The organism is Corticimicrobacter populi, from assembly GCF_003123725.1.
Taxonomy (GTDB): domain Bacteria; phylum Pseudomonadota; class Gammaproteobacteria; order Burkholderiales; family Burkholderiaceae_B; genus Corticimicrobacter; species Corticimicrobacter populi.
In genome coordinates, this window is sequence record NZ_QETA01000002.1 from 467,216 (window position 1) to 491,323 (window position 24,108).

23 protein-coding genes, 3 tRNA genes and 1 pseudogene are annotated in these 24,108 nt (G+C 59.1%); 15 read left to right on the forward strand and 12 right to left on the reverse strand.

Annotated features, from left to right (window positions below; translation table 11 throughout):
* Window positions 1-2 precede the first annotated feature (2 nt).
* The 3 genes from DD235_RS07455 to DD235_RS07465 all read left to right on the forward strand — a co-directional run bounded on the left by DD235_RS07455 (window position 3) and on the right by DD235_RS07465 (window position 3,715).
* The gene (locus DD235_RS07455) at window positions 3-1,997 is read left to right on the forward strand and encodes a TadE/TadG family type IV pilus assembly protein (RefSeq protein ID WP_109061407.1); all 1,995 of its coding nucleotides are present in this window, start codon (window positions 3-5) and stop codon (window positions 1,995-1,997) included.
* A gap of 76 nt (window positions 1,998-2,073) precedes the next feature.
* Window positions 2,074-3,351, forward strand: coding sequence for an ArsB/NhaD family transporter (locus tag DD235_RS07460; RefSeq protein WP_109061408.1), 1,278 nt, complete (start codon window positions 2,074-2,076; stop codon window positions 3,349-3,351).
* Between the two features lie 67 nt (window positions 3,352-3,418).
* A complete protein-coding gene (locus DD235_RS07465) occupies window positions 3,419-3,715 on the forward strand; it encodes a hypothetical protein (protein WP_109061409.1) in 297 nt (98 codons plus the stop codon).
* A gap of 4 nt (window positions 3,716-3,719) precedes the next feature.
* On the opposite strand, the gene DD235_RS07470 is transcribed toward DD235_RS07465, so the two are convergent.
* Complete coding sequence (locus tag DD235_RS07470; RefSeq protein WP_162300435.1) at window positions 3,720-4,028, reverse strand: DUF4148 domain-containing protein; 309 nt, start codon at window positions 4,026-4,028, stop codon at window positions 3,720-3,722.
* Between the two features lie 223 nt (window positions 4,029-4,251).
* On the opposite strand from DD235_RS07470, the gene DD235_RS07475 reads away from it, so the two are divergent.
* A complete protein-coding gene (locus DD235_RS07475) occupies window positions 4,252-5,166 on the forward strand; it encodes a LysR family transcriptional regulator (protein ID WP_109061411.1) in 915 nt (304 codons plus the stop codon).
* On the opposite strand, the gene DD235_RS07480 is transcribed toward DD235_RS07475, so the two are convergent.
* The 5 genes from DD235_RS07480 to DD235_RS07500 form a co-directional block, all read right to left on the reverse strand.
* Window positions 5,157-5,663 (reverse strand): nucleoside 2-deoxyribosyltransferase, encoded by a 507-nt coding sequence (locus tag DD235_RS07480; RefSeq protein ID WP_109061532.1) that lies wholly within the window; start codon window positions 5,661-5,663, stop codon window positions 5,157-5,159. The genes DD235_RS07475 and DD235_RS07480 overlap by 10 nt on opposite strands.
* Before the next feature lie 32 nt (window positions 5,664-5,695).
* On the reverse strand, window positions 5,696-6,403 hold the full coding sequence (locus DD235_RS07485) for a UPF0149 family protein (RefSeq protein WP_109061533.1): 708 nt from the start codon (window positions 6,401-6,403) through the stop codon (window positions 5,696-5,698).
* 57 nt (window positions 6,404-6,460) lie between these two features.
* Window positions 6,461-6,536, reverse strand: a tRNA-His gene (locus DD235_RS07490).
* 33 nt (window positions 6,537-6,569) lie between these two features.
* A tRNA-Arg gene (locus tag DD235_RS07495) sits at window positions 6,570-6,646 on the reverse strand.
* A gap of 16 nt (window positions 6,647-6,662) precedes the next feature.
* Window positions 6,663-6,739 (reverse strand) — tRNA-Pro (locus DD235_RS07500).
* A 122-nt stretch (window positions 6,740-6,861) separates the two neighbouring features.
* Here DD235_RS07500 and DD235_RS07505 point away from each other — a divergent pair.
* The 5 genes from DD235_RS07505 to DD235_RS07525 all read left to right on the forward strand — a co-directional run bounded on the left by DD235_RS07505 (window position 6,862) and on the right by DD235_RS07525 (window position 10,907).
* Window positions 6,862-7,488 (forward strand): L-threonylcarbamoyladenylate synthase, encoded by a 627-nt coding sequence (locus DD235_RS07505; protein ID WP_109061412.1) that lies wholly within the window; start codon window positions 6,862-6,864, stop codon window positions 7,486-7,488.
* Between the two features lie 51 nt (window positions 7,489-7,539).
* On the forward strand, window positions 7,540-8,190 hold the full coding sequence (locus DD235_RS07510; RefSeq protein WP_109061413.1) for a site-2 protease family protein: 651 nt from the start codon (window positions 7,540-7,542) through the stop codon (window positions 8,188-8,190).
* A gap of 91 nt (window positions 8,191-8,281) precedes the next feature.
* Entirely contained in the window at window positions 8,282-9,187 is a 906-nt protein-coding gene (gene dapA / locus DD235_RS07515; protein WP_109061414.1) for a 4-hydroxy-tetrahydrodipicolinate synthase, read from the forward strand.
* Window positions 9,188-9,201: 14 nt separating this feature from the next.
* Window positions 9,202-10,344, forward strand: a complete 1,143-nt coding sequence (gene bamC, locus DD235_RS07520) for an outer membrane protein assembly factor BamC (RefSeq protein ID WP_162300436.1) — start codon at window positions 9,202-9,204, stop codon at window positions 10,342-10,344.
* Between the two features lie 95 nt (window positions 10,345-10,439).
* Window positions 10,440-10,907 (forward strand): DUF4186 domain-containing protein, encoded by a 468-nt coding sequence (locus tag DD235_RS07525; protein ID WP_239990074.1) that lies wholly within the window; start codon window positions 10,440-10,442, stop codon window positions 10,905-10,907.
* A 63-nt stretch (window positions 10,908-10,970) separates the two neighbouring features.
* Here DD235_RS07525 and DD235_RS16870 read toward each other — a convergent pair whose 3' ends face one another.
* From DD235_RS16870 to mutS, 3 genes are all read right to left on the reverse strand, one after another.
* The gene (locus DD235_RS16870; protein ID WP_193519574.1) at window positions 10,971-11,348 is read right to left on the reverse strand and encodes a hypothetical protein; all 378 of its coding nucleotides are present in this window, start codon (window positions 11,346-11,348) and stop codon (window positions 10,971-10,973) included.
* 253 nt (window positions 11,349-11,601) lie between these two features.
* Window positions 11,602-12,801 carry a cupin domain-containing protein gene (locus tag DD235_RS07535; protein WP_109061416.1) on the reverse strand — a complete coding sequence of 400 codons (1,200 nt, stop codon included), beginning with the start codon at window positions 12,799-12,801 and terminating at the stop codon, window positions 11,602-11,604.
* A 29-nt stretch (window positions 12,802-12,830) separates the two neighbouring features.
* Window positions 12,831-15,479 (reverse strand): DNA mismatch repair protein MutS, encoded by a 2,649-nt coding sequence (gene mutS / locus DD235_RS07540; RefSeq protein ID WP_420810449.1) that lies wholly within the window; start codon window positions 15,477-15,479, stop codon window positions 12,831-12,833.
* 251 nt (window positions 15,480-15,730) lie between these two features.
* Here mutS and DD235_RS16715 point away from each other — a divergent pair, with 251 nt between their 5' ends.
* On the forward strand, window positions 15,731-16,915 hold the full coding sequence (locus tag DD235_RS16715) for a hypothetical protein (protein WP_146193453.1): 1,185 nt from the start codon (window positions 15,731-15,733) through the stop codon (window positions 16,913-16,915).
* A gap of 85 nt (window positions 16,916-17,000) precedes the next feature.
* Window positions 17,001-17,276, forward strand: a pseudogene (locus tag DD235_RS17220) (tripartite tricarboxylate transporter permease); the annotation flags it as partial.
* A gap of 60 nt (window positions 17,277-17,336) precedes the next feature.
* Here the strand turns inward: DD235_RS17220 and DD235_RS07560 are convergent.
* Entirely contained in the window at window positions 17,337-17,705 is a 369-nt protein-coding gene (locus DD235_RS07560; protein ID WP_109061535.1) for a winged helix-turn-helix transcriptional regulator, read from the reverse strand.
* Between the two features lie 159 nt (window positions 17,706-17,864).
* On the opposite strand from DD235_RS07560, the gene DD235_RS07565 reads away from it, so the two are divergent.
* From DD235_RS07565 to DD235_RS07580, 4 genes are all read left to right on the forward strand, one after another.
* Entirely contained in the window at window positions 17,865-18,476 is a 612-nt protein-coding gene (locus tag DD235_RS07565) for an NAD(P)-dependent oxidoreductase (RefSeq protein ID WP_109061420.1), read from the forward strand.
* A 158-nt stretch (window positions 18,477-18,634) separates the two neighbouring features.
* Window positions 18,635-19,846 carry a multidrug effflux MFS transporter gene (locus DD235_RS07570; RefSeq protein WP_109061421.1) on the forward strand — a complete coding sequence of 404 codons (1,212 nt, stop codon included), beginning with the start codon at window positions 18,635-18,637 and terminating at the stop codon, window positions 19,844-19,846.
* Window positions 19,847-19,900: 54 nt separating this feature from the next.
* The gene (locus tag DD235_RS07575) at window positions 19,901-20,740 is read left to right on the forward strand and encodes a M90 family metallopeptidase (RefSeq protein WP_109061422.1); all 840 of its coding nucleotides are present in this window, start codon (window positions 19,901-19,903) and stop codon (window positions 20,738-20,740) included.
* Between the two features lie 178 nt (window positions 20,741-20,918).
* The gene (locus DD235_RS07580; RefSeq protein WP_109061423.1) at window positions 20,919-22,574 is read left to right on the forward strand and encodes a methyl-accepting chemotaxis protein; all 1,656 of its coding nucleotides are present in this window, start codon (window positions 20,919-20,921) and stop codon (window positions 22,572-22,574) included.
* A gap of 60 nt (window positions 22,575-22,634) precedes the next feature.
* Here the strand turns inward: DD235_RS07580 and yfaE are convergent, their stop codons facing one another.
* Both yfaE and nrdB read right to left on the reverse strand, forming a co-directional pair.
* Window positions 22,635-22,961 (reverse strand): class I ribonucleotide reductase maintenance protein YfaE, encoded by a 327-nt coding sequence (yfaE, locus tag DD235_RS07585; protein WP_109061424.1) that lies wholly within the window; start codon window positions 22,959-22,961, stop codon window positions 22,635-22,637.
* Window positions 22,958-24,091: a class Ia ribonucleoside-diphosphate reductase subunit beta gene (gene nrdB, locus DD235_RS07590; protein ID WP_109061425.1), complete on the reverse strand. Its 1,134-nt coding sequence runs from the start codon at window positions 24,089-24,091 to the stop codon at window positions 22,958-22,960. Before nrdB ends, yfaE begins: the two co-directional genes overlap by 4 nt.
* Window positions 24,092-24,108: the final 17 nt, after the last annotated feature.

Here is a 24,108-nt window from a genome sequence, read left to right on the forward strand (position 1 = left end):
ACATGGTGGCTTCCATAAAGACGAGGCTGCAGCGTCAGGATGCAGGATGGTGTCGTCGGATCGGTCGCCGTTTGAGGGCGGGCTGGCACTTGCGTGGCGGCGAGCGCGGTGCGGTCGCGCTGACTTTTCTGGTGAGTGCCACCCTGATGCTGGGGGGAACCTTCGGTGCCATCGATATGATTCGCTACAACGTGGCGCAATCCCGCCTGCAGAATGCGCTTGATGCAGCAGTCATTTCTGCTGGACGCAGCCTGTCGGTCTATAACGCACCCGTCGAGGGTTCCAAGGACGAGGCGGCATGGCGCAACGATGCCTATCATTATTTCCTGAGCAATATGCCGGCTGGCTTCCTGAGCAGTCAGGTGGCCTTGGAAGACTTTCATATCGAATACATCGAAGAGCGGGGGGGAGCCAACAACAGCTACCTGTCCGGCCAGTTCGTGAAAATGAGCGTCAACGGCGAACTGCCCCTGATCAGCACCGGCTATTTCAAGCAGACCGCCTGGGCGCTATCGGCCAGTAACCAGGCCGTGCGACGTACGCGCAGCGATCTGGAACTGGTCATGGCGCTGGACAATACGGGTTCGATGGACTTCGATAGCCCCAAACGAATGACCGTGCTCAAGCAGGCCGCCAAGAGTCTGGTCAAGACGGTGCTGGATGCGGCCGATGTGGCCCGGCAGCAGGGCGCACCGAGTGGCGTGTTCATCGGGCTGGTACCGTTTACCGATGTCGTCAATGTAGGGAGTGTGCCCAGTGCGCGGGGCTGGCTCAATGGCGCTGCGGTTTCCGACAACTATATCCAGCAGCGTTGGTCAGGATGTATCGCCGAGCCTGCCGGCAATTGGCAGGCAGGGCATCCGCTGCCCGCACAGGCACTGACACCCGCTGCCCGTTTTCAGCCCCTGATCGCAACATACAGTTATGTGTTGAACGAAAGCAAGCTTGCCCGCCTGCCCAGCGATGCCAAAATTCTGGACGCTTATCCTCCTCAGCTGCAACGGCCAGGCGTTGCCTATCCGGAGTTTGTGGCCGTGCCTGGCCGGAGCAACTATGACCGCCGTGTTTCCGCCGTCAAGCAGGTGGGACAGAATGTCTTCCAGATCAATCTGGCCATGGAGCCACAGTACTGTCTGGATACCCCGGTACGTTTTCTGGATAACACACGCCAATCGCTGGATGTTGCCATTGACGATATGCGATCCTATGGCGGTACGGGTGTACCGGCCGGGCTGCTGTGGGCCTGGCGCATGCTGTCGCCGGCCTGGCGCGGCGCGGCAGGTTGGGGCAGTGGTGATATGCCTCGTGATCCTGACCCCGGACGGCTCAATAAAGTGATTGTGCTGCTGACCGATGGTGATAATGCGCCTGTGGTGACGCGTGAAATCAACGCAGAAAGGCAGGCCTGGTTCAGGTTGACCTATGCTTACCAGGCCTGTTCCCGTACGGAACGCAAATATGTACAGACCGGTACCGACTGGTGGGGGCGGCCCGTCATGGGCTGGCGTGATGTCTGCGTGAGCTGGGTGCCCGAGTCGCAGGCAGTGCGTGTCGAAGAGGATATCCAGGTCAGGAGCAATGAGGTACCGAATTTCTCGCAGTGTCCTGTCGATGCCTTGAAACCGCATGATCCGCGTGCCATGAGGCCGGACAATTATGCACAGGACTGCCGCAGCCATGATACGGATATCGGCTACCACACGGGCTGGGACACAGGTAAGGATGGCAACGATACGGCGGCCCGGCGTGGTCGGCTGAGCGCCAGCGCCTATAACCGATATATGGCTGAACTGTGCGCCAACGTCAAAACCGACGGCAACGGTATCCGGGTCTATACCGTGACGCTGGGCAAGGATGTCGGGCAGGCTGCCATCAACCTGATGCGCAATTGCGCCAGCGGCCCTGGCTATTTCTTCGATGCAAGCAACGTCAACGACCTGCCAGAGGTGTTTGCGACCATTGCCGGGAGCCTGACGGAATTGCGGCTCACCGACTGAGTGCATAGTCCGTCTGTGCATCGCGTATCATGATGCCGTTTCCACCTCATGATGTCCGCCAGTGGACCCTTCTGCCATGGATATGACACTCCTGATTTTCCTGCTGGTCTATGTCGCCATGGGGTTCGGCAAACTGCCCGGGTTCAAGGTAGACCGAACCGGCGCTGCGGTGGTCGGGGCCCTGGCACTGATGGCGACCGGCAGCATCACGCCCAAGGCGGCCTGGGAGGCTATCGACTATCGCAGCGTCGGCATGCTGTTCGGCCTGATGGTGGTGTCGGCCGCCTTTGTCGTCTCCGGGTTCTACGCCTGGACAGCGCGTCGCGTGGCACTGCTTCCGGTCAGTCCGCCGGTGCTGCTGGCGGTGCTCATCGGCGTGGCCGGTCTGTTGTCATCTCTGCTGACCAATGATGTTGTGGTTGTGGCGATGACGCCGTTGCTGGTGGCCTTGACGCTGGCGCGTGGCCTCAATCCTGTGCCTTTTCTGCTGGCTTTCTGCTTTGCTGCCAATACCGGCTCCTCGGGTACCCTGATCGGCAGTCCGCAGAACATGATTGCTGCCCAGGGGCTGGGCTTGTCTTTCAACGGTTTCCTGGAAGTTACCCTGCTGCCTGCACTGTTGTCTCTGCCCATTATCTGGGGGATCGTGGCACTCATGTACCGGGGATGCTGGACGCTGCCAGCCACAGCAGGGGGGGCGGCAACTGAGTCGACAGCAGATGCATGTACGACAAACGAGAATACGTCGGATGCGACCAGGGATGAGGTCGTGCTCAACGTCTGGGAAACCTGCAAGGCCGGTATTGTGACGCTGGCGGTGGTGACTGCTTTCGTGCTGAGCGATTGGCCCAAGGAGTTGATCGCGCTGGGGGCGGCCAGTGTGCTGCTCATCAATCGCAAAATTGCCTCGAGTGACATGCTGGGGCATGTGGATGGCAACCTGCTGCTGCTGATCATGGGGCTGTTCGTCGTCAACGGGGCTATGGCAACCACCGGCCTGCCGCAGATGTTGCTGGCTGACCTGCGTAGCGCAGGCATCAACCTGAATGACCCGATTTCACTGTTTCTGGTAGGGGGCGCGCTGAGCAATATCGTTGGCAATAATCCGGCAGTCATGCTGCTGGTGCCCGTATTGAATCCAGCAGGTCATGCTGATGCATTGGGTGCAGCGCTGGTGCTGGGCACCGGGTTTTCCAGCAACCTGATCGTGTTCGGCAGCCTGGCCGGAATTATTGTGGTCGAGCAGGCCGCGACCTGCGGGGTGAAGATTTCGTTCGGAGAGTTTGCCCGTGCGGGCGTTCCTGTCACGCTGGCCTGCATGGTGCTCGCCGCAGGCTGGATACTGATGCTGTAGCAAACAGGCGGCAGCATTGTGTTACTTTAGCCTGTATATCTAAAATCGTCGGCACAAGGAGTCAGACATGAAAAAAACAATCGTCCTGCTGGCGTTGGCCGGATTGCTTGCCGGTTGCCAGCATGCAGGCAGTGCATCGAGTGCCAAGGCACATCCTGAAATAGGCAGCAAAGCCTGGTATGCCTGGGTGGATGAGGCTGCTGGCGTGTCCGATGGCCAGGGACATGGTCCTGACTATGGTTCAGCCGAATGGTGCCGCGCCGCGCACTGGCGGGTGTTCGGTGTGCGCGACGACGGCGGAGAGAACTGCTCGCCAGCATGGCAGCAGTCCGTTGACAAGGCACTGCGCATCGCAGGCCATTGAGCCATTACGAAGCAATGTGCTCGTCGGGGTGCTGCGTGCGGTAGGCGCGCAGCTCTTCGCGGACCTGAGCGCGGCTCAGGCTGCTGTCTTGCTGGCCGGCAGCGGTCACCGGATAGCTCAACTCGGTGAAGTTGAGTTGACCGGCAGCGCGGGCCGCATCCAGTTCATGAACGACATCGGCGCGGCTCTTGTTGCTCGTGTCCTGAATGACCGGGTAGGTCAGTTCGGTAAATTCAACCGTATCGGCATAGGCAGCACCGGCAGCCAGGCTCAGGGAGAGGGAAAGGGCGGCGGTCTTGAGCAGGGTGTTCATATTCATTACTCCGTAATCAGGATAAAGGAATTTAGAGTCGGGCTTGTCGGGACCCTTGTCCCTGTTGGTTTCAAGCTCGATTCGATGGGTGAATTGTGCGCGTTTCCCCTAGGTTGAAAAATAGGTGTTTTGCGCAAATACAATTCCATTTATGGAATAATTATTAGGGAACCAAAGGCGCTGCCATATTGTCGACACGTGCCTGCTTCAAGGAAAACAGGGTATGGATGCAACACGCCCGTCGCTGGACGATATGGCGCTGTTTGTCGAGATCGCCAAGACCAAAAGCTTTACGCGGGCAGCCGATGCCCTGCACATGCCGGCCTCAACGCTGTCGCGCCGGATTGCTGGACTCGAGCGTGGCATCGGCGTCAAGTTGCTCAAGCGCAGCACCCGCAAAGTGGAACTGACCGAGGCTGGCGGGGTGTACTTCGAGCGCTGTCGTGAAATCGTGGCCGAGGCTGCGATTGCCCACGAGGCGTTGGTCGAGGTGGCCCAGCAACCCAAGGGGGAATTGCGGATTTCAATGCCGGCCAGCTTTGCGTTGCTGCGCATGCCGGCGCTGTTGTGCGAGTTTCAGGAAAAATACCCAGGTATCCATTGCGAGATCGACCTCAGCATCCAGCATATTGACCTGCTGTCGGACCCTTACGATATCGTGCTGCGTTTTGGTCGTCAGCCGGACTCCAACGTGGTTGCACGGCAGATCGGCGTGATTGATCTGGGGCTGTATGCTTCGCGCAGTTATATCGAACGGCATGGTGTGCCCCAGGAGCCGGGCGATCTGGTGCGTCATGACTGCCTGCGCAGTTCAGGTGGTCGCGAAGGCACGTTCTGGACACTGCAGAATCAGGGGCGGCGCGAAAAGGTGGCTGTGGCAGGAAAAATGGCCGTCAACAATGTATCGATGCTGCGGCAACTGGCCGAATTGGGCATGGGGATCGTGCCGCTCAACGCGGAAGACATGCAGGCTCAGTCTCCCGGAGGCAATCTGGTGCGGGTATTGCCGGACTGGACGTTTCCCCCAATTCCGTTCCTGGCACTTTTCCCTTCGCGCATGTTGCCAGCCAAGACGCGCGTGTTCATCGAATTTCTGCAGGCACGCCTGGCCCTGGGCAGGACAGTGGTTCAGGCGTAGCGTGTCGCCATCTGTGCCAGGCAGACAGCAATATCACCCTGGACCACGGTAGTCGAGCACGCCAGCATCAGATTGAGATTCAGGCCGAAGTCTTCCACGGTGTAGCCCTGGAGGTCGGTATGGCGTTGCTCGTCTTCGTGCCATTCGGCATCGAGCTGTTCGATCAGCGAGTCGGCCATGTCCGTATAGCACCATACCGGTTTTCCCAGGGCGTGGGCGTAGCCCATTTCGAAGACCGTGCCGGAGTCCGGTTCAGCCCCCCGGAAGGGATTGGCATTGGCTACTACCATATCGGCACGATCAATCAGATCGAGATTGGCGCGGCAGATCCAGTGTGCCAGTTCTGTGCTGCGCAGGTCTGCCGGGGCGGCGTTGTCGAGGGGATACAGGCCTTCGAAACCATGCTCGCTGCAGAGCGTGCGCAGATATTGACCATAGGCGATTGCATCAGGCCGGAATACATCGAAACCAGCCAGGTAGATGCGTTTCTTCAGCATGGTTGTGTGAGCGCCATCATGGCCTGCCGGGATCAGTGTTGCGTCGGGGTGGCTGCGCCGCAGCATTGCTTGTACTTGCGGCCGCTGCCGCAGGAGCAGGGATCGTTGCGGCCTGTCTTGGGCTCGCTGCGCCTTACTGGCTCACGCGAGGCGTTGCCGGTCTGGCGCATGGGTTCGAAGTAGTTGTAGACGGCCTCCAGGCCGTCGATCATGGCACCCAGTACGAATTCGCGCTCCTCGGGGGAAATTTCCTTGGCGCGCATTTCCGGATCCGGATCGTTTTCGTAGGCCAGGATCATGAAGGGGATCAGGGGATTTTCCGGGTCATCGCTGTCGAGCAGTTCATCCCAGCCGGCTGGGCTGGTATCGATGCCTTCCAGAAAACCCATGGCCCAGTCATTGCCCAGGATCACGCCGTCATCGTCTTCCTGTACGACAGGCTGATAGGGGGTCTCGCTATCCTGCATGGCACGCAGGGATGCGGCCACGGCATTCCAGTGGCGCATCAGCAGGGTGGTAGCCAGCGTGAACTGTTCTTCGCTTTCCAGACTGTAGCCTTTACCCCAGATGCGTGGCAGCCAGCCGCTGGGCTGTACCAGTTCCGGGCTGCACAGCAGGGCGGCGAAATAACCATCGACCATTTCGAGCGTCATGGAGTTGGGGCCGATCTGCGCCAGCAGCGCATCCAGCTGGTCGAGTTCTTCGTCGGCGAGCGGTTGAGTAAGCGGAGCGTTCTGCATGTGAAAATTCCTGAAAAAAAGGCCCGATCCATGTGGACGGGCCTTTTTTGAAATACTTGGGGTGGCTGATGGGGCTCGAACCCACGACAACTGGAATCACAATCCAGGACTCTACCAACTGAGCTACAGCCACCGCTGAAAGAAAAATATTCTAGCACATTTTTTCTGGCCTGCCCAGAGGGAATCGAACCCCCGACCTGCGGTTTAGAAGACCGCTGCTCTATCCAACTGAGCTATGGGCAGTTCGCCGCTCTGTTCATGGTCGGGGCGATAGGATTCGAACCTACGACCCTCTGGTCCCAAACCAGATGCGCTACCAGACTGCGCTACGCCCCGACGACATTACAACGTGCTCCGCTTTCCAGAGGAAGGCGGAGGCGCATTGTACAACGAGTCGGCGAATTGGGCTAATGCCAAAAAAAACTGTTCACCGGGCGAGAATCAGTTAGCATAGGCATATGGCTCAGATATTCTCACTCCATCCCCAGAATCCGCAGCCGCGCCTGCTGAGGCAGGCAGCCATGCTGCTCCAGAATGGTGGCCTGGCGGCCGTGCCGACCGACTCGAGCTACGCTGTCGTGGCCCGGCTCGACGACAAGAATGCGGCCGATGCCTTGAGACGGCTGCGAGGTCTGGATGAGCGCCATCATCTTACGCTGCTGTGTCGTGACCTGACCGAGATTGGTCATTTCGCCCGCGTCGACAACAGCCAGTACCGCTTGCTCAAGGCCGCTACGCCGGGACCGTGGACTTTCATTCTCGAAGCCACCAAGGAAGTGCCGCGCCGCGTTTCGCATCCGTCGCGCAAGACCATCGGTATCCGCGTGCCGCAGCATGCCGTCACGCTTGGTCTGCTCGAGGCCGTGGGAGCACCGCTGATTTCCACCACGTTGATTCCCGATGGTGAGGATGAACCGCTCAATGATGCCGAGCAGATCGAGTCGCGGTACAGCCACGAGCTGGCTGCCATCCTCGACAGTGGTGGTTGCCCGTTGCAGCCCACTACCGTGCTGGATCTCACCACTTCCCCGGTCGAAATCCAGCGGCTCGGGGCGGGCGATCCGGCCACGCTTGGGCTGAGCTGAGCACGTTCACGCCAGGGGCGATGCTCGCGCAGTCAGCGTACAATCGGCGCCATGAACGAACTCATACAGACCATTACGGTATATGCACTGCCCGTGATTTTTGCGATCACGGTGCATGAAGCCGCTCACGGCTATGTCGCCCGCATGTTCGGCGATCCCACTGCCTATCAGGCCGGGCGTGTCACGCTCAATCCCATTCCTCATATCGATCTCGTTGGCACGATCCTGGTGCCGCTGGGCATGCTGTTGCTGTCCAAGCTGGCCGGGGGGGCGGGGATGCTGTTCGGCTGGGCCAAGCCGGTGCCGGTGGATTGGGGGCGGTTGCGTCATCCCAAGCGCGACATGCTGTGGGTGGCGCTGGCGGGTCCCATGTCCAACCTGATCATGGCGATTATCTGGGCCATCAGCTTGCGTTTGCTCTATCAGAGCGAGGGCATATCGGGTTTCTGGGGGCAGATGGCCTTGGCCGGTATCAGCGTCAATCTGGTGTTGATGGCCATCAACCTGTTCCCGCTGCCACCGCTCGATGGCGGACGTATTGTATTCAGCCTGCTGCCGAGTCGCGCAGCGTGGCAGTATGCCAAGCTCGAACCCTACGGCATGATGATCATCATTCTCTTGCTGGTAACCGGGGTGTTGTGGCCGCTTTTGCGCCCGATCATGGCCGTAGGCACGATGATTGTGCGATTATTTCTTCCATGACGCAGTGCCGCTTGCTGCATAATACGATTTTTCTTTCATGCGCCACGGTGACTGGCGCGTTTGCATACCGCAGGGTCAGGAGTAATTTCAAATGGCAACCGATACAGGGACAATGATCCGGGGCAGTCTGGTCGCGCTGGTGACCCCCATGAAACCGGATGGCAAGCTTGACCTCGATGCCTACCGTGCCCTGATCGACTGGCACATCGAGGAAGGCACCGATGCGCTGGTGGTGGTGGGTACGACGGGTGAGTCGCCCACGGTCTCCATCATGGAGCATGAAGAGCTGATCCGAATTGCCGTCGAGCATACGGCAGGCCGCGTACCGGTCATCGCCGGTGTGGGGGCCAATTCCACCTCCGAGGCTATCCACCTGACTGAACATGCCAAGAGCGTGGGTGCAGATGCTGGTCTGTCGGTGGTGCCTTACTACAACCGGCCTTCCCAGGAAGGGATGTATCGCCATTTTAAGGCAGTTGCCGAAGCGGTCGACCTGCCCATCATTCTCTATAACGTGCCGGGACGCACCGTTGCCGATATCGCCAACGAGACCGTGTTGCGACTGGCTGAGGTGCCGGGCATCATCGGCATCAAGGACGCAACCGGCAACCTGCCGCGTGGTATCGAACTGCTGCGTGATCGTCCCGAGGGGTTTGCCGTGTACAGCGGAGATGACCCTACGGCGGCTTCCCTGATCCTGATGGGCGCAGAGGGCAATATCTCGGTGACCGCCAATGTGGCACCGCGACTGATGCATGAACTCTGCGTGGCAGCGCTCGAGGGCGATCTGCCCCGGGTGCGCGAACTGAACAATCGCCTGTCTGTGTTGAACAAGGTGCTGTTTATCGAGTCCAATCCCATTCCGGTCAAGTGGGCGCTGGCCGAAATGGGTCGTACACAACTGGGATACCGGTTGCCGCTGTGTGAACTGTCTGCGGTGCATCACGATGTGGTGCGTCGTGCCTTGCTGGATATTGGTGCCGCACAGACGGCCTGATTATGAGGAATTGCATGAATAAGCGTTACACGGGCCTGTCGGCCCTGGTTGGACTGGCTCTGCTCAGCGGTTGCAGCCAAGTCAATGAACTGCTGGGTACCGAAGATTCCATCGACTACAAGAGCACGGCCTCTGCGCCGCGTGAGACGCTCAGCATCCCTCCCGACCTGACCCAGGCTGCCAGTGATCCCCGTTACCGGGCTCCTGCTTCTGGCAGTACCACGTTCTCCGAATACGCCCAGGGCCAGACCCAACTGGCTCAGGAGCAGCAACAGGCACCTACGGCCACTACCGTCCTGCCGCAGCGCGACGATATCCGCATCATGCGGGATGGCGACATGCGCTGGCTGGTGGTGCAGCGTCCGGTCGAGTCCATTTTCCCTGAGGTTGGCGATTTCTGGGTGGAGCAAGGCTTCACGCTGGCGATCAATGATCCCAATATCGGTGTAGTCGAGACGGACTGGGCCGAAAATCGTGCCAAGGTACCCGAGGGCTGGTTGCGCAACATGCTGGGCCGGGTGTTGGACTCGGTGTTTGACAGCGGCGAGCGTGAGCGCTTCCGTACGCGCCTGGAGCGCATGCCCGATGGTTCGACGGAAATCTATATCAGCCACCGTCAGATGCGTGAGCAGCTTTCCAAGGATGGCAGCAATGTCATGTGGCAGATGGCCGATGAGGACCCTGGTCTTAATGCTGTGATGCTGGCCCGTCTGATGGTGCAGCTGGGTACTGATCAGGAGCGTGCCCGCGCCATGGTCGAGGCGGCAGAAAGCCGCAATACGCCGGCGCGTGCCCAGGTCCAGGAAGTCTCGGGTGGCGATCCCGTACTGGTATTGTCCGATTCGTTCGACCAGGCCTGGCGTCGCGTGGGCCTGGCACTGGATCAGGCCAGCTTTGCCGTCGAGGATCGCAATCGCAGCACCGGTGAATACTACATGCGCTACAACGATACCGATACGGGCGCAGGTGATGACAAGCCGGGCTTCTTCGGTCGTCTCTTCGGTGGCAGCGATCCCTCCAAGGAGCCTGTCTATCGCCTGGTTCTGAAATCGGATCAGGGGCGTACCACGGTGTCGGTGCTTGATCCCAATGGTCAGCCTGATCAGAGCGCCACGGCGCGCCGCATGCTGAGTGTGTTGGCTGATAGCCTCCGCTGACTGTAATTGACATGGAAACCCGCCTGATCGATATGGTCAGGCGGGTTTTTATTTTCCTGCGCTAGATTTCAAGAAGGCTGGCGGAGGATCAAAGGATGAAAGAGTCCAGATACGTTTTTTCTGCCATGCAGGCAGGCCAGGGTGAATTGTTTCCCGAGTCCGCGGCGCAGTTCATCCATGAATGGCCGGATCCTGTAGTGCCGGCAAACATGGAGGCCCTGTTCGCGAGGCTTGCGCGTTCGCGTTTTCGCCAGCGGTTTCGGCTCGGCTCACAGGAGTCGGCCTATTGTCTTTCACGAGGCATGGTAACCATTCGCCTCCATGCGGCTGACTTCATTGCGCAACGACTAGCGCCAGCCAATCTGTCCAACGACGGTCGGCAGACCCCAATGCGTGGACATCCTGTGTTTGTCGCTCAGCACGCCACAGCCACCTGTTGCCGAGGATGTCTCGAAAAATGGCATGGATTGCCCCTGGGGCGTGCCCTGTCGACGATCGAGCAGGCGTGGTTGGTGGATATCCTGATGGCCTGGATCGCCTGGCACATGAAGACTGAAGCATAAAAAACGGCGTTCTCTTTTTGAGAGAACGCCGTTTTCAACTTTCGCCCTGCGGGCTTGTATCGCTTAGTTGGCCTTGGTTTCCTCGGCCTTTTGCGCATCGCGGTGTTCGTCGATGGCTTCCTTGGCGCGATCGATCTGTTCGGCAGCGGCATCCTTGACGTCGCCGGCAGCAGTCTTGGCGTCTTCCTTCAACTGATCGGCGCTTTGCGAGAGCTGATCGATCTTCTGGTCGAGCTGGGATTCAGTGGTGCCTTCTGTGCTGGCCGGAGTTGTCGTTGCAGGTGCCTGGGTCTCAGGTGCCGTGGGAGCGGGCGTTGCAGCAGGTGCCGGTGTGGTGGCGGCAGGTGCATTGGTACTTGCCGGGGGTGTGGCGTCGTCTTTCTGGCCGCAAGCAGCCAGACCGAAAGCAATGATGGCACCGGCAATCAGGGACTTGTGCATATATATTCTCCTATGAGGAAGCATCTGTGTGAATACAGGGCGGGATAATTCTCATGACCATTCATGTGTCCCGGCATGGAAAGCAGATTACCGGAAAACCCTAGTAGGAAAAGTAGAAAAGTTAAAGCGCTGGCTTCGCCAATGCAACAAGAAACTAAAAATAGTATCTATAGTGACTTTATGTTTCTTTTGGGCGGGTGTGAATTCATGCGCTTCCTGCTGCCCCTTTGCCAGCAGGAAGCGGCTGCTCAGCCTACTGCGCGTCGTCGTAATGCAGCCAGCCATCCTCGACCCAGGCCGTCAGCAGATCGCGCAGCGAGGCAGGCAGGCGTCGATAGTCTGCGCAGGCAATCGTACGCTGGTCGGCCAGGGCGTAGAGCAGGGGATGGGCAGCATGCTGGAGCGTTTCGCCATTGATGAAGAAGCTCTTGTCGCGGTAGAGCAGGCGGCTGCGCCGGTCCAGTCGCAGTGAGCCGGAGGTTGGCCATGCCTCCGTGAAGTCGGGGGCGTCTTCCGGGCTGTCGAACTCGGCCAGCGCATTTGGCTCGGTCAGCCAGCATCCCAGGAATCGGATCGCGAGCTTTTCGTCGAAACGGATCTTGCCGACGGCCTGCAGGGCGGCCTTGATCATACCGTCGGGCAGGGCCGCAGGCGTGGTGACGGCTGGCTGGCCGGGATCACGATAGTACACATTGTCCAGGCGCGGCATGGGCAGCGGTGGATCAGCATAGAGGCCGCCCTGCATGCCGGCGCTGGCAGCCATCCGGTCGAGCGCGGCTTCGAGCATGCCCTGTGCCAGCGCCTGTTGTGTCAGGGTGCGGAAACCGATGGACAATGTCATGCAGTCGCCGACTGCGATGCCATCATGGGCATACTGCGGGGGCAGGTAGAGCATGTCGCCCGGCTCCAGCACATATTCGGCTTCGGGCTGGAAATTCTGCAGGATACGGACCGGCAGGCCGGGGATCAGGGCCTGATCCTGCTGGGCACCAATGCGCCAGCGGCGCTGGCCGACGCCCTGCAGCAGGAAGACGTCGTAACTGTCGTAGTGGGGCCCTACGCCGCCGCCATCGGTGGCAATGCTGATCATCAGGTCGTCCATGCGCGCATCCGGCACGAAACGGAACTGGTGCGTCAGCGCGGCGGCAGCATCGACATGCTGGTCGACGCTTTGCACCAGCAGGGTCCAGTCTGGTTCACTGGCCTTGGGCAGGCGTGAGAATGGGCCTTTCTCAAGTTGCCAGCGCGCATTTTCCTTCCAGACCAGGCGCGATTCGACTTCGTCCTGCTTGCTCATGCGCTTGAGGTCGGCGACGGAAACGGGGGGCTTGAAGCCCGGAATGGCCTGGCGGATCAGCAGCGGCTTGCGCTGCCAGTATTCCCGCATGAAAGTCTTGGGTGTCAGGCCGCCCAGCAGGGCCAGGGGCTGATTGATGTCGATGGGTGCATGCATGGCAGGTGGCTGGTGTCCGGAGAAAAAGATCAGGATAGATCGGCAAAACGGTTCTTGAGTTGATATAGCGCATCCAGGGCTTCACGCGGCGTCAGGGCATCGGGGTCGAGTGCCGCCAGTTCGTCGTGCAGTGCCTGCAGGGCAGGGGCCACGGGCTCGCTGGTTTCTGTCGCCTGATGGGCGGCAAACAGGCCCAGTTGTGGCGAGGGTGCGCCCTGGCTTTCAAGTTTTTCGAGTTCGCGGGCCGCCATGCGTATCACAGGCTGGGGAATGCCGGCCCGCTGGGCGACCTGGATACCGTAGCTGCGGCTGGCCGGGCCTTCGCGCACTTCGTGCAGAAAGACGATGCCGCTGCCCGATTCGGCCGCGGCCAGGTGGATGTTGGCCGCCAGGGGTTGTTCCGCAGGCAGGCGCGTCAGTTCGAAATAGTGGGTGGCAAACAGGGTCAGGGCCTGGTTGTGCGTCAGCAGTCGCCAGGCAATCGCCCACGCCAGCGACAGACCGTCGTAGGTCGAGGTGCCACGACCGATCTCATCCATCAGGACCAGACTGTTGGGGGTGCTGGCAGCAAGAATGGCGGCCGCTTCGGTCATCTCCATCATGAAAGTGGAGCGACCGCCGGCCAGATCGTCGGCAGCACCGATGCGGGTGAAAATGCGGTCGATGCGGCCGATGCGGGCCTGCTGCGCGGGGACGAAGCTGCCCGTGCGCGCCAGCAGTGCGATGAGCGCGATCTGGCGCATGTAGGTCGATTTACCCCCCATGTTGGGGCCGGTGATCAGCAGCATGCGGCGGGTATTGTCGAGCGTGCAGTGATTCGGCGTGAACCGCTCGATACTGAGTTCGACGACCGGATGGCGGCCACTGACAATGTGGATGCCTGCCTGTTCGTCAAGTTCGGGGGCCACCCAGCCGTGCGTGCGTGCATGCTCGCCCAGTGCCGCCAGGGTATCGAGTTCGGCCAGCGCCGTGGCGGCAGCCGACAGGTTGGGGACATACTGTGCCAGTGCGTCGAGCAGTTGCTCGAACAGCCATTTTTCGCGTGCCAGTGCGCGATCCTTGGCGGACAGTACCTTGTCCTCCCAGCTTTTCAGTTCGGGGGTGATGTAGCGTTCGGCATTCTTGAGCGTCTGCCGCCGTCGGTAGTCATCAGGCACCTTGTCGGTCTGGCCACGCGTGACTTCGATGAAGAAGCCATGCACCCGGTTGTATTCGACCCGCAGGTTGGGGATGCCGGTGCGCTCGCGCTCGCGTGCCTCGATCTGCAGCAGGAAGTCGCCATTGTCAGCAGCCAGCGTGCGCAGTTCATCCAGCTCGGCATCGTAGCCGGGGGCGACGACTCCGCCATCACGGATCAGCAGGGCGGGCTCTTCGGCAATAGATGCCGTCAGCAGGGCTGCCAGGGCGGAATCCAGTGCCAGTGGTTGGCAAAGCTGCGTCAGACGGGCATCGGTCGAACCTGTGGCGGTATCGATATGGTGCAGCAGCTCGTGCAGCGCGGGCAGCGTATGGAGTGCATCGCGCAGGCTGGCCAGTTCGCGGGGACGGGCGGCGCGCAACGCCAGGCGGCTGGAGATCCGTTCCAGATCCGGCATGCGCCGCAATGCGTCCTGCAGCAGGTCGAGGCTGCCGGCTGTGCCGTGCTGCAGGCTGTATTCATGGTGTTGCAGCAAAGTGGCGATGACCTGCTGGCGCGCCTGTACCGGCGCGTTGTCCCGCAAGGGATGGTGCAACCAGCGGCGCAGCATGCGGCTGCCCATGGGCGTGCGGCAATGGTCAAGGATAGAGAACAGGGTGGGGGCCTCTTCGCCCTGCAGGGTCAGCGTCAGTTCCAGGTTGCGCCGGGTCACCGGGTCGAGAATGACGTACTGACCGGCCCGGTCGGAACTCAGCGTCTGGATATGGCTCAGTGCCTGTGACTGGGTGCGCGCGGCATAGCGCAGCAGGGCACCGGCCGCACATATGGCAACCGGCATGTCACCTACATCGAAGCTGTCCAGGCTATCGAGCCTGAAATGCGCCAGCAGATGGCTGCGGGCATTGTCGGCTTCGAAATGCCAGTCTGGGGCACGGCTGCGCGCACCATCGAGATCGATGGGCAGTTCCAGGCTGTCGGGCAGCACGACTTCGGCCGGATCGATGCGGTGCAGTTCGGAGTCGAGCAGCGCCAGCGTGCATTCGGTCAGGCGGAACTCACCGCTGGCCAGGTTGAGCCATGCCAGCCCGACTGGTGTATTTTCCGGCGACTGTCGTGCGCTGCGGCGTCCGACCTGCACGGCCGCCAGTACGCGGTCGGCCTTGGCAGGCAGCAGGGCTTCGTCGGTCAGCGTGCCGGGCGTGACAATGCGTACGATCCTGCGTTCGACGGGGCCTTTGCTGGCGGCCGGATCGCCGATCTGTTCGCAGATGGCGACCGATTCCCCAGCCGCCACCAGCCGGCCAAGGTATTGTTCCAGTGCATGCACCGGAACGCCTGCCATTGGAATGGGAACGCCATTGGAGGTACCGCGCTTGGTCAGCGTGAGATTGAGCAGGCGCGAGGCCCGTTCGGCATCTTCATAGAACAGCTCATAGAAGTCGCCCATGCGATAGAGCAGCAGCAGGGGGCCTGCCTCCTCCTTGAGACGGAGGTATTGCTGCATCATCGGCGTGTGCGAGGATAAATCTTGTTTTTCCATTAAGATCAATAAGTTACTTTTTTTGGGTGGCAGGCTGGGGCAAATTCAGTGCAATTCCGATATTGCTGTGTTCATGAGAGGAAGGCATGTGCTCACAGAACAGACATTGTAATGAGTATGCTTGCCGTCCGAGTAAGCCGCCAATAATAGCGGCGCTACCCAAGCTCAGACAGCTGCCTGGCACTTATCGTTGCTACCATTCTGTTAGCATCTTGACCAAATGATGATGTTAGAACGGTCAATGGAACACGATGACTACCTTTTTCATTAAACTTTCGCCACAGGGGCGGGATGATCGTCTGCACCTTGAAAAGCGCGGGGCTACCCTGCTCTTTAATGGAGAGTTATTCGACCCGTTAGCATATGATGAAAAACGGCCTAGCTGCCAGTGGATAGTTGGGCGACCGGAAGCCATTGAAGGCGGTTGGTCAGTCACTGTAATTCTTCCACACGGATCGCCTGCTCCCCGCGCGACGCGGTTTCCTGACCCGATTAGTGTGTCTACCGACGGACCAGTTGAGCTTCCTCCTTATGAGGGGCCTGACGAGGATCATGAAGATCTTCTCATAGCTGTTGCCGCGAAATTGGCTGAAAATAAGAACCTCGAAACTACTGAAGATAACTATGAAATCAAGGTTCCGAAGCGGCTCGTTCTTAGGGACATGCCTAAAGGAGTCTACTTCAGCGAGCATGCAGGGCCATTCGCAAAATTTCCGGAATTTGGCGCTGTGGTCGCACATGTAATTGGTACTGTTTCTTTACTTGATCTCGAGATGTTGCGCACTGCGGTAAGTCAGCACGGAAGTGAGTCGTTACTGGCAATTGGGACTGCATTCCCAATGCTTAAAAGTGATGAGCAAAAAGCAAAATACATCCGATCATTTGCAAAAGAGACCGGTCGTCCACGAGTGTCAGAGACAATCGAGTGGGCATATAGATTTTCAAAACCCATTTACGAAATACGTAATGCCTTTGCACATCATATTTGGGGTGAATGTCCTGCGCTGCCCGATGCATTACTTCTTGCTAATCCAAAGGATCAACTGATTGGTCACGCAGCACTCTCGCAACTTTTAGGTCATCGACATGCCGATGAGGAAGCGCAAACGTTAACGCGGATTGTGGCTGGAGAGGGAGGGTCAAGCCTGTCCGAGGTCGACGCACGAACTATCTTCAAAATGGTAATGTCGCGACAAAACAGTCCCTCTAGGATTGAAGCGTTTAACATGACCTTCAACAATCCTATGGGTATCTATGCTCCCGCTGCTGAAGTATGGACCGCCAATGATTTCAGGAATGCCCTTCTCGCTGCCTCTATAGCGCAGAAGCATGTTGTGAAGCGACTTCAGCAAGTCTCACAATGGCTGCATGGGCTGTTGGCTGAGGATAAGTTGGAGCCTTTACCCGAAAAACCCTTAAAAAGCCGGAGACAGTAATCGCCCGGAAAAATTCGGCAGCGGTGCCATCGAAGACGGTGCCGGCCCCGAGTCCGTCAATAGCGCCGCCGACTAGACCTCGTTCATTCCGACGCTGTCGCTGGGAATTCCCGGAAGCCCCACGATGACGTTGATGCTGGGTGCCCTGATGATTCACGGCATTGCGCTGGGTCCGCAACTGATGACTGGGCAGCCGTCCTTGTTCTGGAGCCTGGTCATGAGCTTCTGAATCGGCAACATCCTGCTGGTCATCCTGAATGTTCCCCTGATCGGTGTTTGGGTGAAGGTGCTGACCGATCCCTATCACTATCTGTATCCGTCGGTGTGGATGCTCATCGCCATCGGAACCTACGTCAACAGCAGCATCATCGATATGGTTCCCCCCTCCCGATTATACGGACATTGCCTGTTCGGACCCCGCTCAGACCGGATGAATCATAGCCGCGCGGCGGGCCTCGCAAATAGCCGCGTGATGATGGTCGGCCCATTCCACCAATCGCTGCATGGGCTCCAGGAACGAGCGTCCGAGGTCAGTCAGTGCATATTCCACGCGAGGTGGCACTTCTGCATACAGCGTGCGACTGACGAAACCATCATATTCAAGGCGTTTGAGCGTGCGCGACAACATCTGGCGCGAGATATCGCCGATTTCCCGATTCAGCTCATTGAAACGCAGTGTACGTTGCGCCAATGCCTCCAGAATCAGCAGGCTCCACTGGTCGCCGATCCGGTCGAGGACATCGCGGATCGGACAGGGTTGATCGAAGCTGGGCAATTCGGAGGTGGACATGTGTGTCGTAAGGAGGATGAGGGCAAAGGTCAGTATGCAGGTACCAGGTCACACGGTGGTGACTTCTTGTGTCTGCTGCTGGGCTACTGTAGCATCGCTTATCTCAATGGTCTATTTTGTAGACCTTTTTCTTATATGTGATTTCAAGGAGTCTGGAGCATGGCACATATCGCATTGATCGGCGCATCGGGTCGGGCAGGGGCACGTATTCTCAAGGAGTTGTCGGATCGCGGACATACGATTACCGCTATCGCGCGCCATCCCGAGAAAATCGCTGTACTGCCTGGTGTGACGGCACGCCAGGGGGATGCGCAGGATCGTGCGGCATTGGTTCAACTGCTCCAGGGGCACGATGCTGTTGTCAGTGCCGTGATGTTCGGTCAGTCGAACCCTGAGGTGCTGATCGGTGCGGTCAAGGAGGCGGGTGTGCCGCGTTATCTGGTTGTAGGCGGGGCGGGCAGTCTGGAGGTTGCCCCGGGCCAGCGTCTGATCGACCAGCCTGATTTTCCTGAGGCCTATCGTCCCGAAGCCTCTCGTGGTGCCGCTTTTCTGGCACGTCTGAAAGAAGAGCCTGATCTTGACTGGACTTTTCTGTCGCCATCGGCGGAGTTCGTGCCGGGTGAGCGCACTGGAAAATTTCGTCTCGAAAATGATGCGTTGCTGGTAGGTAAAGAGGGGAGCCGTATTTCTTTCGAGGACTACGCCGTTGCCATGGTGGATGAAATCGAAAAGCCGGCGCATTCGCGCCGCCGCTTCACCGTCGGCTATTGATATCAGGAGGCAGGCCACACCTGTCGTGGTCGCCAAGCCACGGCAGGATTGACCGGCTACTTTGAATTTGACAGCCTACCTAACGATAGGTAGCATTCGGCCTCTTATTGTATATAAAACGCCAACATGGCTACATGGTTGGCACAGGAAGGACTGGTATGAAAACCGTCGCAGCAGGCGCTGGAGCGCGTTCACTGCCGCTTGGCACATCAATGATTCTTTTGCTGGCCTTGTTGACGGCACTGGATGCGATGGCAATCGATATGTATCTGCCAGGCATGCCGGCTATTGCCGAGGATTTCGGCGTGCCGGCAGGCAAGGCGCAACAGACGCTGTCTGTATTCCTGATCGGGCTGGCGATCGGTCAGGGGCTTTATGGGCCTTTGCTGGATCGTTATGGACGGCGCCTGCCGTTGCTGGTGGGTGTACTGGTTTTTGCCCTGGGGTCGGCGCTGGCAGCTCTGGCACCCAGCATCGAATGGCTGATGGCAGCCCGTTTTCTGCAGGCACTGGGTGCGGCGGCAGGCCTGGTGGCACCTCGGGCCGTGGTCGCAGACTGCTGCTCCACCCTCGAGGCCGCGCGGATTTTCTCGCTGTTGATGCAGGTCATGATGATTGCGCCCATCCTGGCCCCCCTGCTGGGCAGCCAGTTGCTGGTGTTGGGTGGGTGGCGTGCCATTTTCTGGGCGCTGGCGGGGTTATCGGTTCTGGGACTCATCTGGACATGGCGGGCCCTGCCGGAAACCCTGGCACCATCGGCACAGGTCGCATTGCGACCAGGCCCGTTGTTCCGAACATGGATGCAGCAACTGGGCAACCGCGACTTCATGGCCTATGTGCTGGCGGGCGGCTTTGTTCTCAGCTCACTGTTTGCCTATATCAGTGGTGCGGCATTTATCTTCAGTGGGCATTTCTCGCTGACCCCTGCACAGTTCAGCTATCTGTTCGCTGCGAATTCCCTGAGCCTGGTGGCTGGGGGGCAGATCTGCAACCTCCTGCTGCGCAGAGGTATCCGAGAGCAGCGGGTCCTGTATCTTGGGCTGGCCGTGCATACGGTGGCAGGCTTGGCGCTCTGGGGAGTGGTGCAGGCTGGCATGGCGACGCTGGGTGTGTACATCGGTTTGATTGCACTGGCGATAGGTGCACTGGGGTTGGTGTTTGGCAATCTGACGGCATTGACCATGGCCAGCGCAGGGCCACAGGCTGGCATGGCCTCGGCGCTGATGGGGATGGTGCAGTATCTGATGTCGGCATTGGTCGGCTACGGTCTCAGCATGGCACCGTCCGGGCCGGCAGCCTTGCCGGTGGTCATCGCCCTGTGCGGTGCTCTTGCTTTCGCATTGTGCCTTCGGGGGCGGCGGCAGGGATGATCGCGGCCTTGCCCATGCCATGGGTACAATGCATTTCTTTGCGCTGGAGGGGCGATGTTTCGATGGCTGGCGGGTCGAGGTGCGACATCGCGTGATACGGCATTGCAGCAGGCTCGCATCGAGGATGCGGCCTGGCAGGCTGCATGTGCGGCGTTGCCCTTCCTCGTGGGGCTGAGCGCCGAAGAGGATGCCAGTCTGAGGGCCCGGGCAGCCTGGCTGCTGGCCAGCAAAACCTTCAGCGGTGCACATGGCATGGTGGTCACTGACGACATCATGCTGTCGATCGCCATTCAGGCCGCATTGCCCATTCTGGCGCTGGATCCCGCATGGTACGAAGGGTGGGTCGAGATCATCATCTATCCTGGTGGCTTCATGATCCCGCGTCGTGAGCAGGAGGATAGTGGTGTCGTGCACGAGTACCTGCAGGAAGCCTCGGGCGAGGCCTGGGAGGGGGGGCCGGTCATCCTGTCCTGGGAAGATGCGGAGCCGGGACAGGCGCTGCGTGACAATGTGGTCATCCATGAGTTCGCCCACAAGCTGGATCTGCGCAGTGGCGACATGGAGGGGATGCCCAGCCTGGTGGGGACGGGCATTTCACCTGCTGTCTGGCAGCAGACCCTGCAACAGGCTCTGGATGCTTTCGAGGCGGCTGTCCTGCAGGTCGGGGCTGCCATTCCTTCAGACGTGGATCCGGAGTCTGAGGAGGCGTTTCCGTGGTATGCCAGCCTGCCCATGGATCCTTATGCGGCAACGGACGAAGCGGAGTTCTTTGCAGTCAGTTCCGAGGTGTTCTTCGCTGACCCGGTGCCATTGGCCGACTGGTTTCCCGACTGGTATGCGCTGCTCTCGAAGTTCTATCGGCAAGACCCGTTGTCACGATTTCCGCAAACGTGATAATTGGCAATAAATAGAAATTTTACTGTCATTAATGGCTTGTTCTGTGGCCATTCAACACCCCATGCACGTCGTTTTTTTACCAATTTTCCTATTATCGATAACGACATAACCTTATGAAACACCTTCGTGTTAGCATCTGCCCCCAGTAGCTCGCATGACAATAGGATGAAGCATCATGAAGCAGGTTCGGGGTTTGGATGGCTTTTTGCGTAATGTCACGATACGCGCACTGGTTCTTTTTATTCTGCTGTTGATCAGCGTATTGGTTCTGGCATTATCGGCTCTTGGTATCGGTGCACTCAACAGTGCCGGCAGGGTACTCGATGGCAGCCATAGTTACCTCATGGAAGTGGCAGAACTGGGCAAGAGCAATGACCAGTTCATGCGGGCCCGGTTGCGGCTGAATCGACAATATGAATACGTGGAAGATGGGCGTACCGAGCAGGTGCGTACCGAGGGTGAGAGCGTCAGGGCCGCCATCGAGGCTTCGCGTCAGAGCTTTCAGCGCTTCCAGGAACTGGCTTCGCGACAGCCGCGTTTCACGCAAGAAGTCAGCCAACTGGGAGATGCCTTCAAGACCGTCTTCGACCAGGGGGTGGAACCACTGGTGCAGTTTCTGGCACGTGGCGATTTGCAGGGCTTCAGCAAGCATAATGTCGATACCATGGTCAGCCTGAGCCGTGCCTTCGATCAGCGTGTCAGTGCCTACATCAAGACCATAGAAGAATACGAAGTCGATCAGATATCACAGGCCAATGAGGATCGGCAGCGGGCCATTACTGCCATGCTGGCCGTGCTGGGATTCTGCCTGTTGGTCGTGCTGCTGGCTGATCGTTATGTTGTCAAATATGTGCGCAGGCCTCTTGACGAACTGCGCGGACATTTTCAGCGCATTGCCGCAGGTGATCTGACAGGACGGATCGAGCTGTTCGGGCGGAATTGTGTGGGGCGCATCATTCCCTTCCTGCGCGATATGCAGGGCAACCTGATCCGTACCGTAGGTACCGTGCGACAAGGCGTGGATGAAATCCATACAGGCGCTCGCGAGATCGCAATGGGCAATACGGATCTCTCGAGTCGTACCGAGCAGCAGGCTGCCTCCCTTGAAGAAACGGCTGCCAGCATGGAAGAGCTGGCCTCTACGGTGCGGCACAGCGCCGACAATGCCGTGCAGGCCAATCATATGGCGACGACGGCCGGCCAGGTAGCCGAGCGCGGTGGGCAGGCGCTTGAGCAGGTGGTGCAGACTATGGCCGAAATTTCCGATAGCTCCAAGCGGATCGGCGAGATCGTCGGCGTCATCGACAGCATTGCCTTCCAGACCAATATCCTGGCGCTCAATGCCGCCGTCGAGGCTGCCCGTGCCGGCGATCAGGGCAGGGGCTTTGCGGTGGTAGCCAGTGAGGTTCGGGCATTGGCGCAGCGCAGCGCCAATGCTGCCCGCGAGATCAAGGAACTGATCGGATCATCGGTGTCGACGGTCGATAACGGTGCGCGCCTGGTTGAGTCCACGGGGCGGACCATGGACGAACTGTTCAAGGCTGTACGCGATGTCAACGGACTGGTGAGTGAAATGGCGGCGGCTGCCAGGGAGCAATCCAGCGGTATCGAACAGGTCAATCTTGCCGTTGGCCAGATGGATCAGGTGACGCAGCAGAATGCGGCGCTGGTCGAGCAGTCTGCTGCGGCTGCCAGCTCTTTGGAGCAGCAGGCCGATCAGTTGCAGCAGTCTGTTGCCGTGTTCCGACTGCCCGAGGGCGGTCAGATCATCGATATGGAAGATGAGGCCGGGCCTGCTGCCCTGCCGGCAGGGCAACGGGCGCTGGCATAGCTGCCATCAGGGACAAATTTGATTCCGGGGCGGGGCAACTTGTTTGTGCCAGCCTCGGGATTATGCAGAAGGGGCGTCCGAGGTGCCGAGCAGGTCGGTTGGAAAAAGTTCGAACTGGCTGTCGTGGTCGGTGCGCAGTCCACATTCCACCATGACAGGTTCCAGTGGCGTGCAGCAGCACGGCAAGACTTCGCTGGGGCCGACAAAGGCCAGTGGCTTTTCCCGGTAGCTGACCTGGCCTTCCAGCAGGGTCAGGCGGCACATGCCGCAGTAGCCACTGCGGCATTGGTACTCGACATCATGGCCGGTGCGCTCCAGACCTTCCAGTAAGGTTTCCCCTTCGCGCAGCGTGAATTGCTTGTCCCAAGTGGTGACAAGTGGCGTCATAGCTCGAAGTCATTCAGATCATCGGCCGAAACCTCGGCGTCGATCTGGCCCACCAGGTACGAACTCAGTTCCACTTCCTGGGGAGCGACCTGTACGGTATCGGATGCCAGCCAGGTATTGATCCAGGGAATGGGATTGTGCTTGACCTGCTCGAAGGCGGGTTTCAGGCCCACCGCCGTCATGCGGATGTTGGTGATGTACTCGACGTACTGGCTGAGGATATCCTTGTTCAGGCCGATCATGGAGCCATCGCGGAACAGGTACTCCGCCCACTGCTTTTCCTGGATCGCAGCCTGCTTGAACATCTCGAAACAGGCCTGATCGACTTCCTGGGCTACCTTGGCAAACTCGGGGTCATCCTGGCCCGAGCGCATGATGTTCAGCAGGTGTTGGGTGCCGGTCAGGTGGAGAGCCTCGTCGCGTGCGATCAGGCGGATGATCTTGGCATTGCCTTCCATCAGCTTGCGCTCGGCAAAGGCGAACGAGCAGGCGAAGCTCACGTAGAAGCGGATGGCCTCGAGAATGTTCACATTCATCAGGCACAGGTACATCTTCTTCTTGAGTTCGTACTCGCTCACGTGGCGCGTTTCACCGTTGATGACATGTTCGCCAGCGCCCAACTGCGAATACAGCATGGTGTCGTGGATCAGTTCATCGTAGTACGACGATATATCGCTGGCACGCAGCCTGATTTGCTCGTTGCGCATGATGTCGTCAAAGATGATCGACGGATCATTGACGATGTTGCGGATGATGTGTGTGTACGAGCGCGAATGGATCGTTTCCGAAAACGCCCAGGTTTCGATCCAGGTTTCCAGTTCCGGCAACGACACCAGCGGCAGGAGTGCCACGTTGGGGCTGCGCCCCTGGATGGAGTCGAGCAGGGTCTGGTACTTCAGGTTGCTGATGAAGATGTGTTTTTCGTGATCCGGCAGGTTCTGGTAGTCGATGCGATCTTGCGATATATCGACTTCCTCGGGACGCCAGAAGAACGAGAGCTGCTTCTCGATCAGCTTTTCGAAGATTGGATACTTCTGCTGGTCGTAGCGCGCCACGTTGACCGGCTGACCGAAGAACATCGGTTCCTTGAGCTGGTCATTGTCGGCCTTGGAAAAAATGCTGTATGCCATGGTGGTGTACGCCTTTC

Bases quoted from the DNA above. Each gene is read 5' to 3' on its own strand.
- DD235_RS07455 (WP_109061407.1), top strand. From the start codon at position 3: ATGGTGGCTTCCATAAAGACGAGGCTGCAGCGTCAGGATGCAGGATGG.
- DD235_RS07460 (WP_109061408.1), top strand. From the start codon at position 2,074: ATGGATATGACACTCCTGATTTTCCTGCTGGTCTATGTCGCCATGGGG.
- DD235_RS07465 (WP_109061409.1), top strand. From the start codon at position 3,419: ATGAAAAAAACAATCGTCCTGCTGGCGTTGGCCGGATTGCTTGCCGGT.
- DD235_RS07470 (WP_162300435.1), bottom strand. From the start codon at position 4,028: ATGAACACCCTGCTCAAGACCGCCGCCCTTTCCCTCTCCCTGAGCCTG.
- DD235_RS07475 (WP_109061411.1), top strand. From the start codon at position 4,252: ATGGATGCAACACGCCCGTCGCTGGACGATATGGCGCTGTTTGTCGAG.
- DD235_RS07480 (WP_109061532.1), bottom strand. From the start codon at position 5,663: ATGCTGAAGAAACGCATCTACCTGGCTGGTTTCGATGTATTCCGGCCT.
- DD235_RS07485 (WP_109061533.1), bottom strand. From the start codon at position 6,403: ATGCAGAACGCTCCGCTTACTCAACCGCTCGCCGACGAAGAACTCGAC.
- DD235_RS07505 (WP_109061412.1), top strand. From the start codon at position 6,862: ATGGCTCAGATATTCTCACTCCATCCCCAGAATCCGCAGCCGCGCCTG.
- DD235_RS07510 (WP_109061413.1), top strand. From the start codon at position 7,540: ATGAACGAACTCATACAGACCATTACGGTATATGCACTGCCCGTGATT.
- dapA (WP_109061414.1), top strand. From the start codon at position 8,282: ATGGCAACCGATACAGGGACAATGATCCGGGGCAGTCTGGTCGCGCTG.
- bamC (WP_162300436.1), top strand. From the start codon at position 9,202: ATGAATAAGCGTTACACGGGCCTGTCGGCCCTGGTTGGACTGGCTCTG.
- DD235_RS07525 (WP_239990074.1), top strand. From the start codon at position 10,440: ATGAAAGAGTCCAGATACGTTTTTTCTGCCATGCAGGCAGGCCAGGGT.
- DD235_RS16870 (WP_193519574.1), bottom strand. From the start codon at position 11,348: ATGCACAAGTCCCTGATTGCCGGTGCCATCATTGCTTTCGGTCTGGCT.
- DD235_RS07535 (WP_109061416.1), bottom strand. From the start codon at position 12,801: ATGCATGCACCCATCGACATCAATCAGCCCCTGGCCCTGCTGGGCGGC.
- mutS (WP_420810449.1), bottom strand. From the start codon at position 15,479: ATGGAAAAACAAGATTTATCCTCGCACACGCCGATGATGCAGCAATAC.
- DD235_RS16715 (WP_146193453.1), top strand. From the start codon at position 15,731: ATGACTACCTTTTTCATTAAACTTTCGCCACAGGGGCGGGATGATCGT.
- DD235_RS07560 (WP_109061535.1), bottom strand. From the start codon at position 17,705: ATGTCCACCTCCGAATTGCCCAGCTTCGATCAACCCTGTCCGATCCGC.
- DD235_RS07565 (WP_109061420.1), top strand. From the start codon at position 17,865: ATGGCACATATCGCATTGATCGGCGCATCGGGTCGGGCAGGGGCACGT.
- DD235_RS07570 (WP_109061421.1), top strand. From the start codon at position 18,635: ATGAAAACCGTCGCAGCAGGCGCTGGAGCGCGTTCACTGCCGCTTGGC.
- DD235_RS07575 (WP_109061422.1), top strand. From the start codon at position 19,901: ATGTTTCGATGGCTGGCGGGTCGAGGTGCGACATCGCGTGATACGGCA.
- DD235_RS07580 (WP_109061423.1), top strand. From the start codon at position 20,919: ATGAAGCAGGTTCGGGGTTTGGATGGCTTTTTGCGTAATGTCACGATA.
- yfaE (WP_109061424.1), bottom strand. From the start codon at position 22,961: ATGACGCCACTTGTCACCACTTGGGACAAGCAATTCACGCTGCGCGAA.
- nrdB (WP_109061425.1), bottom strand. From the start codon at position 24,091: ATGGCATACAGCATTTTTTCCAAGGCCGACAATGACCAGCTCAAGGAA.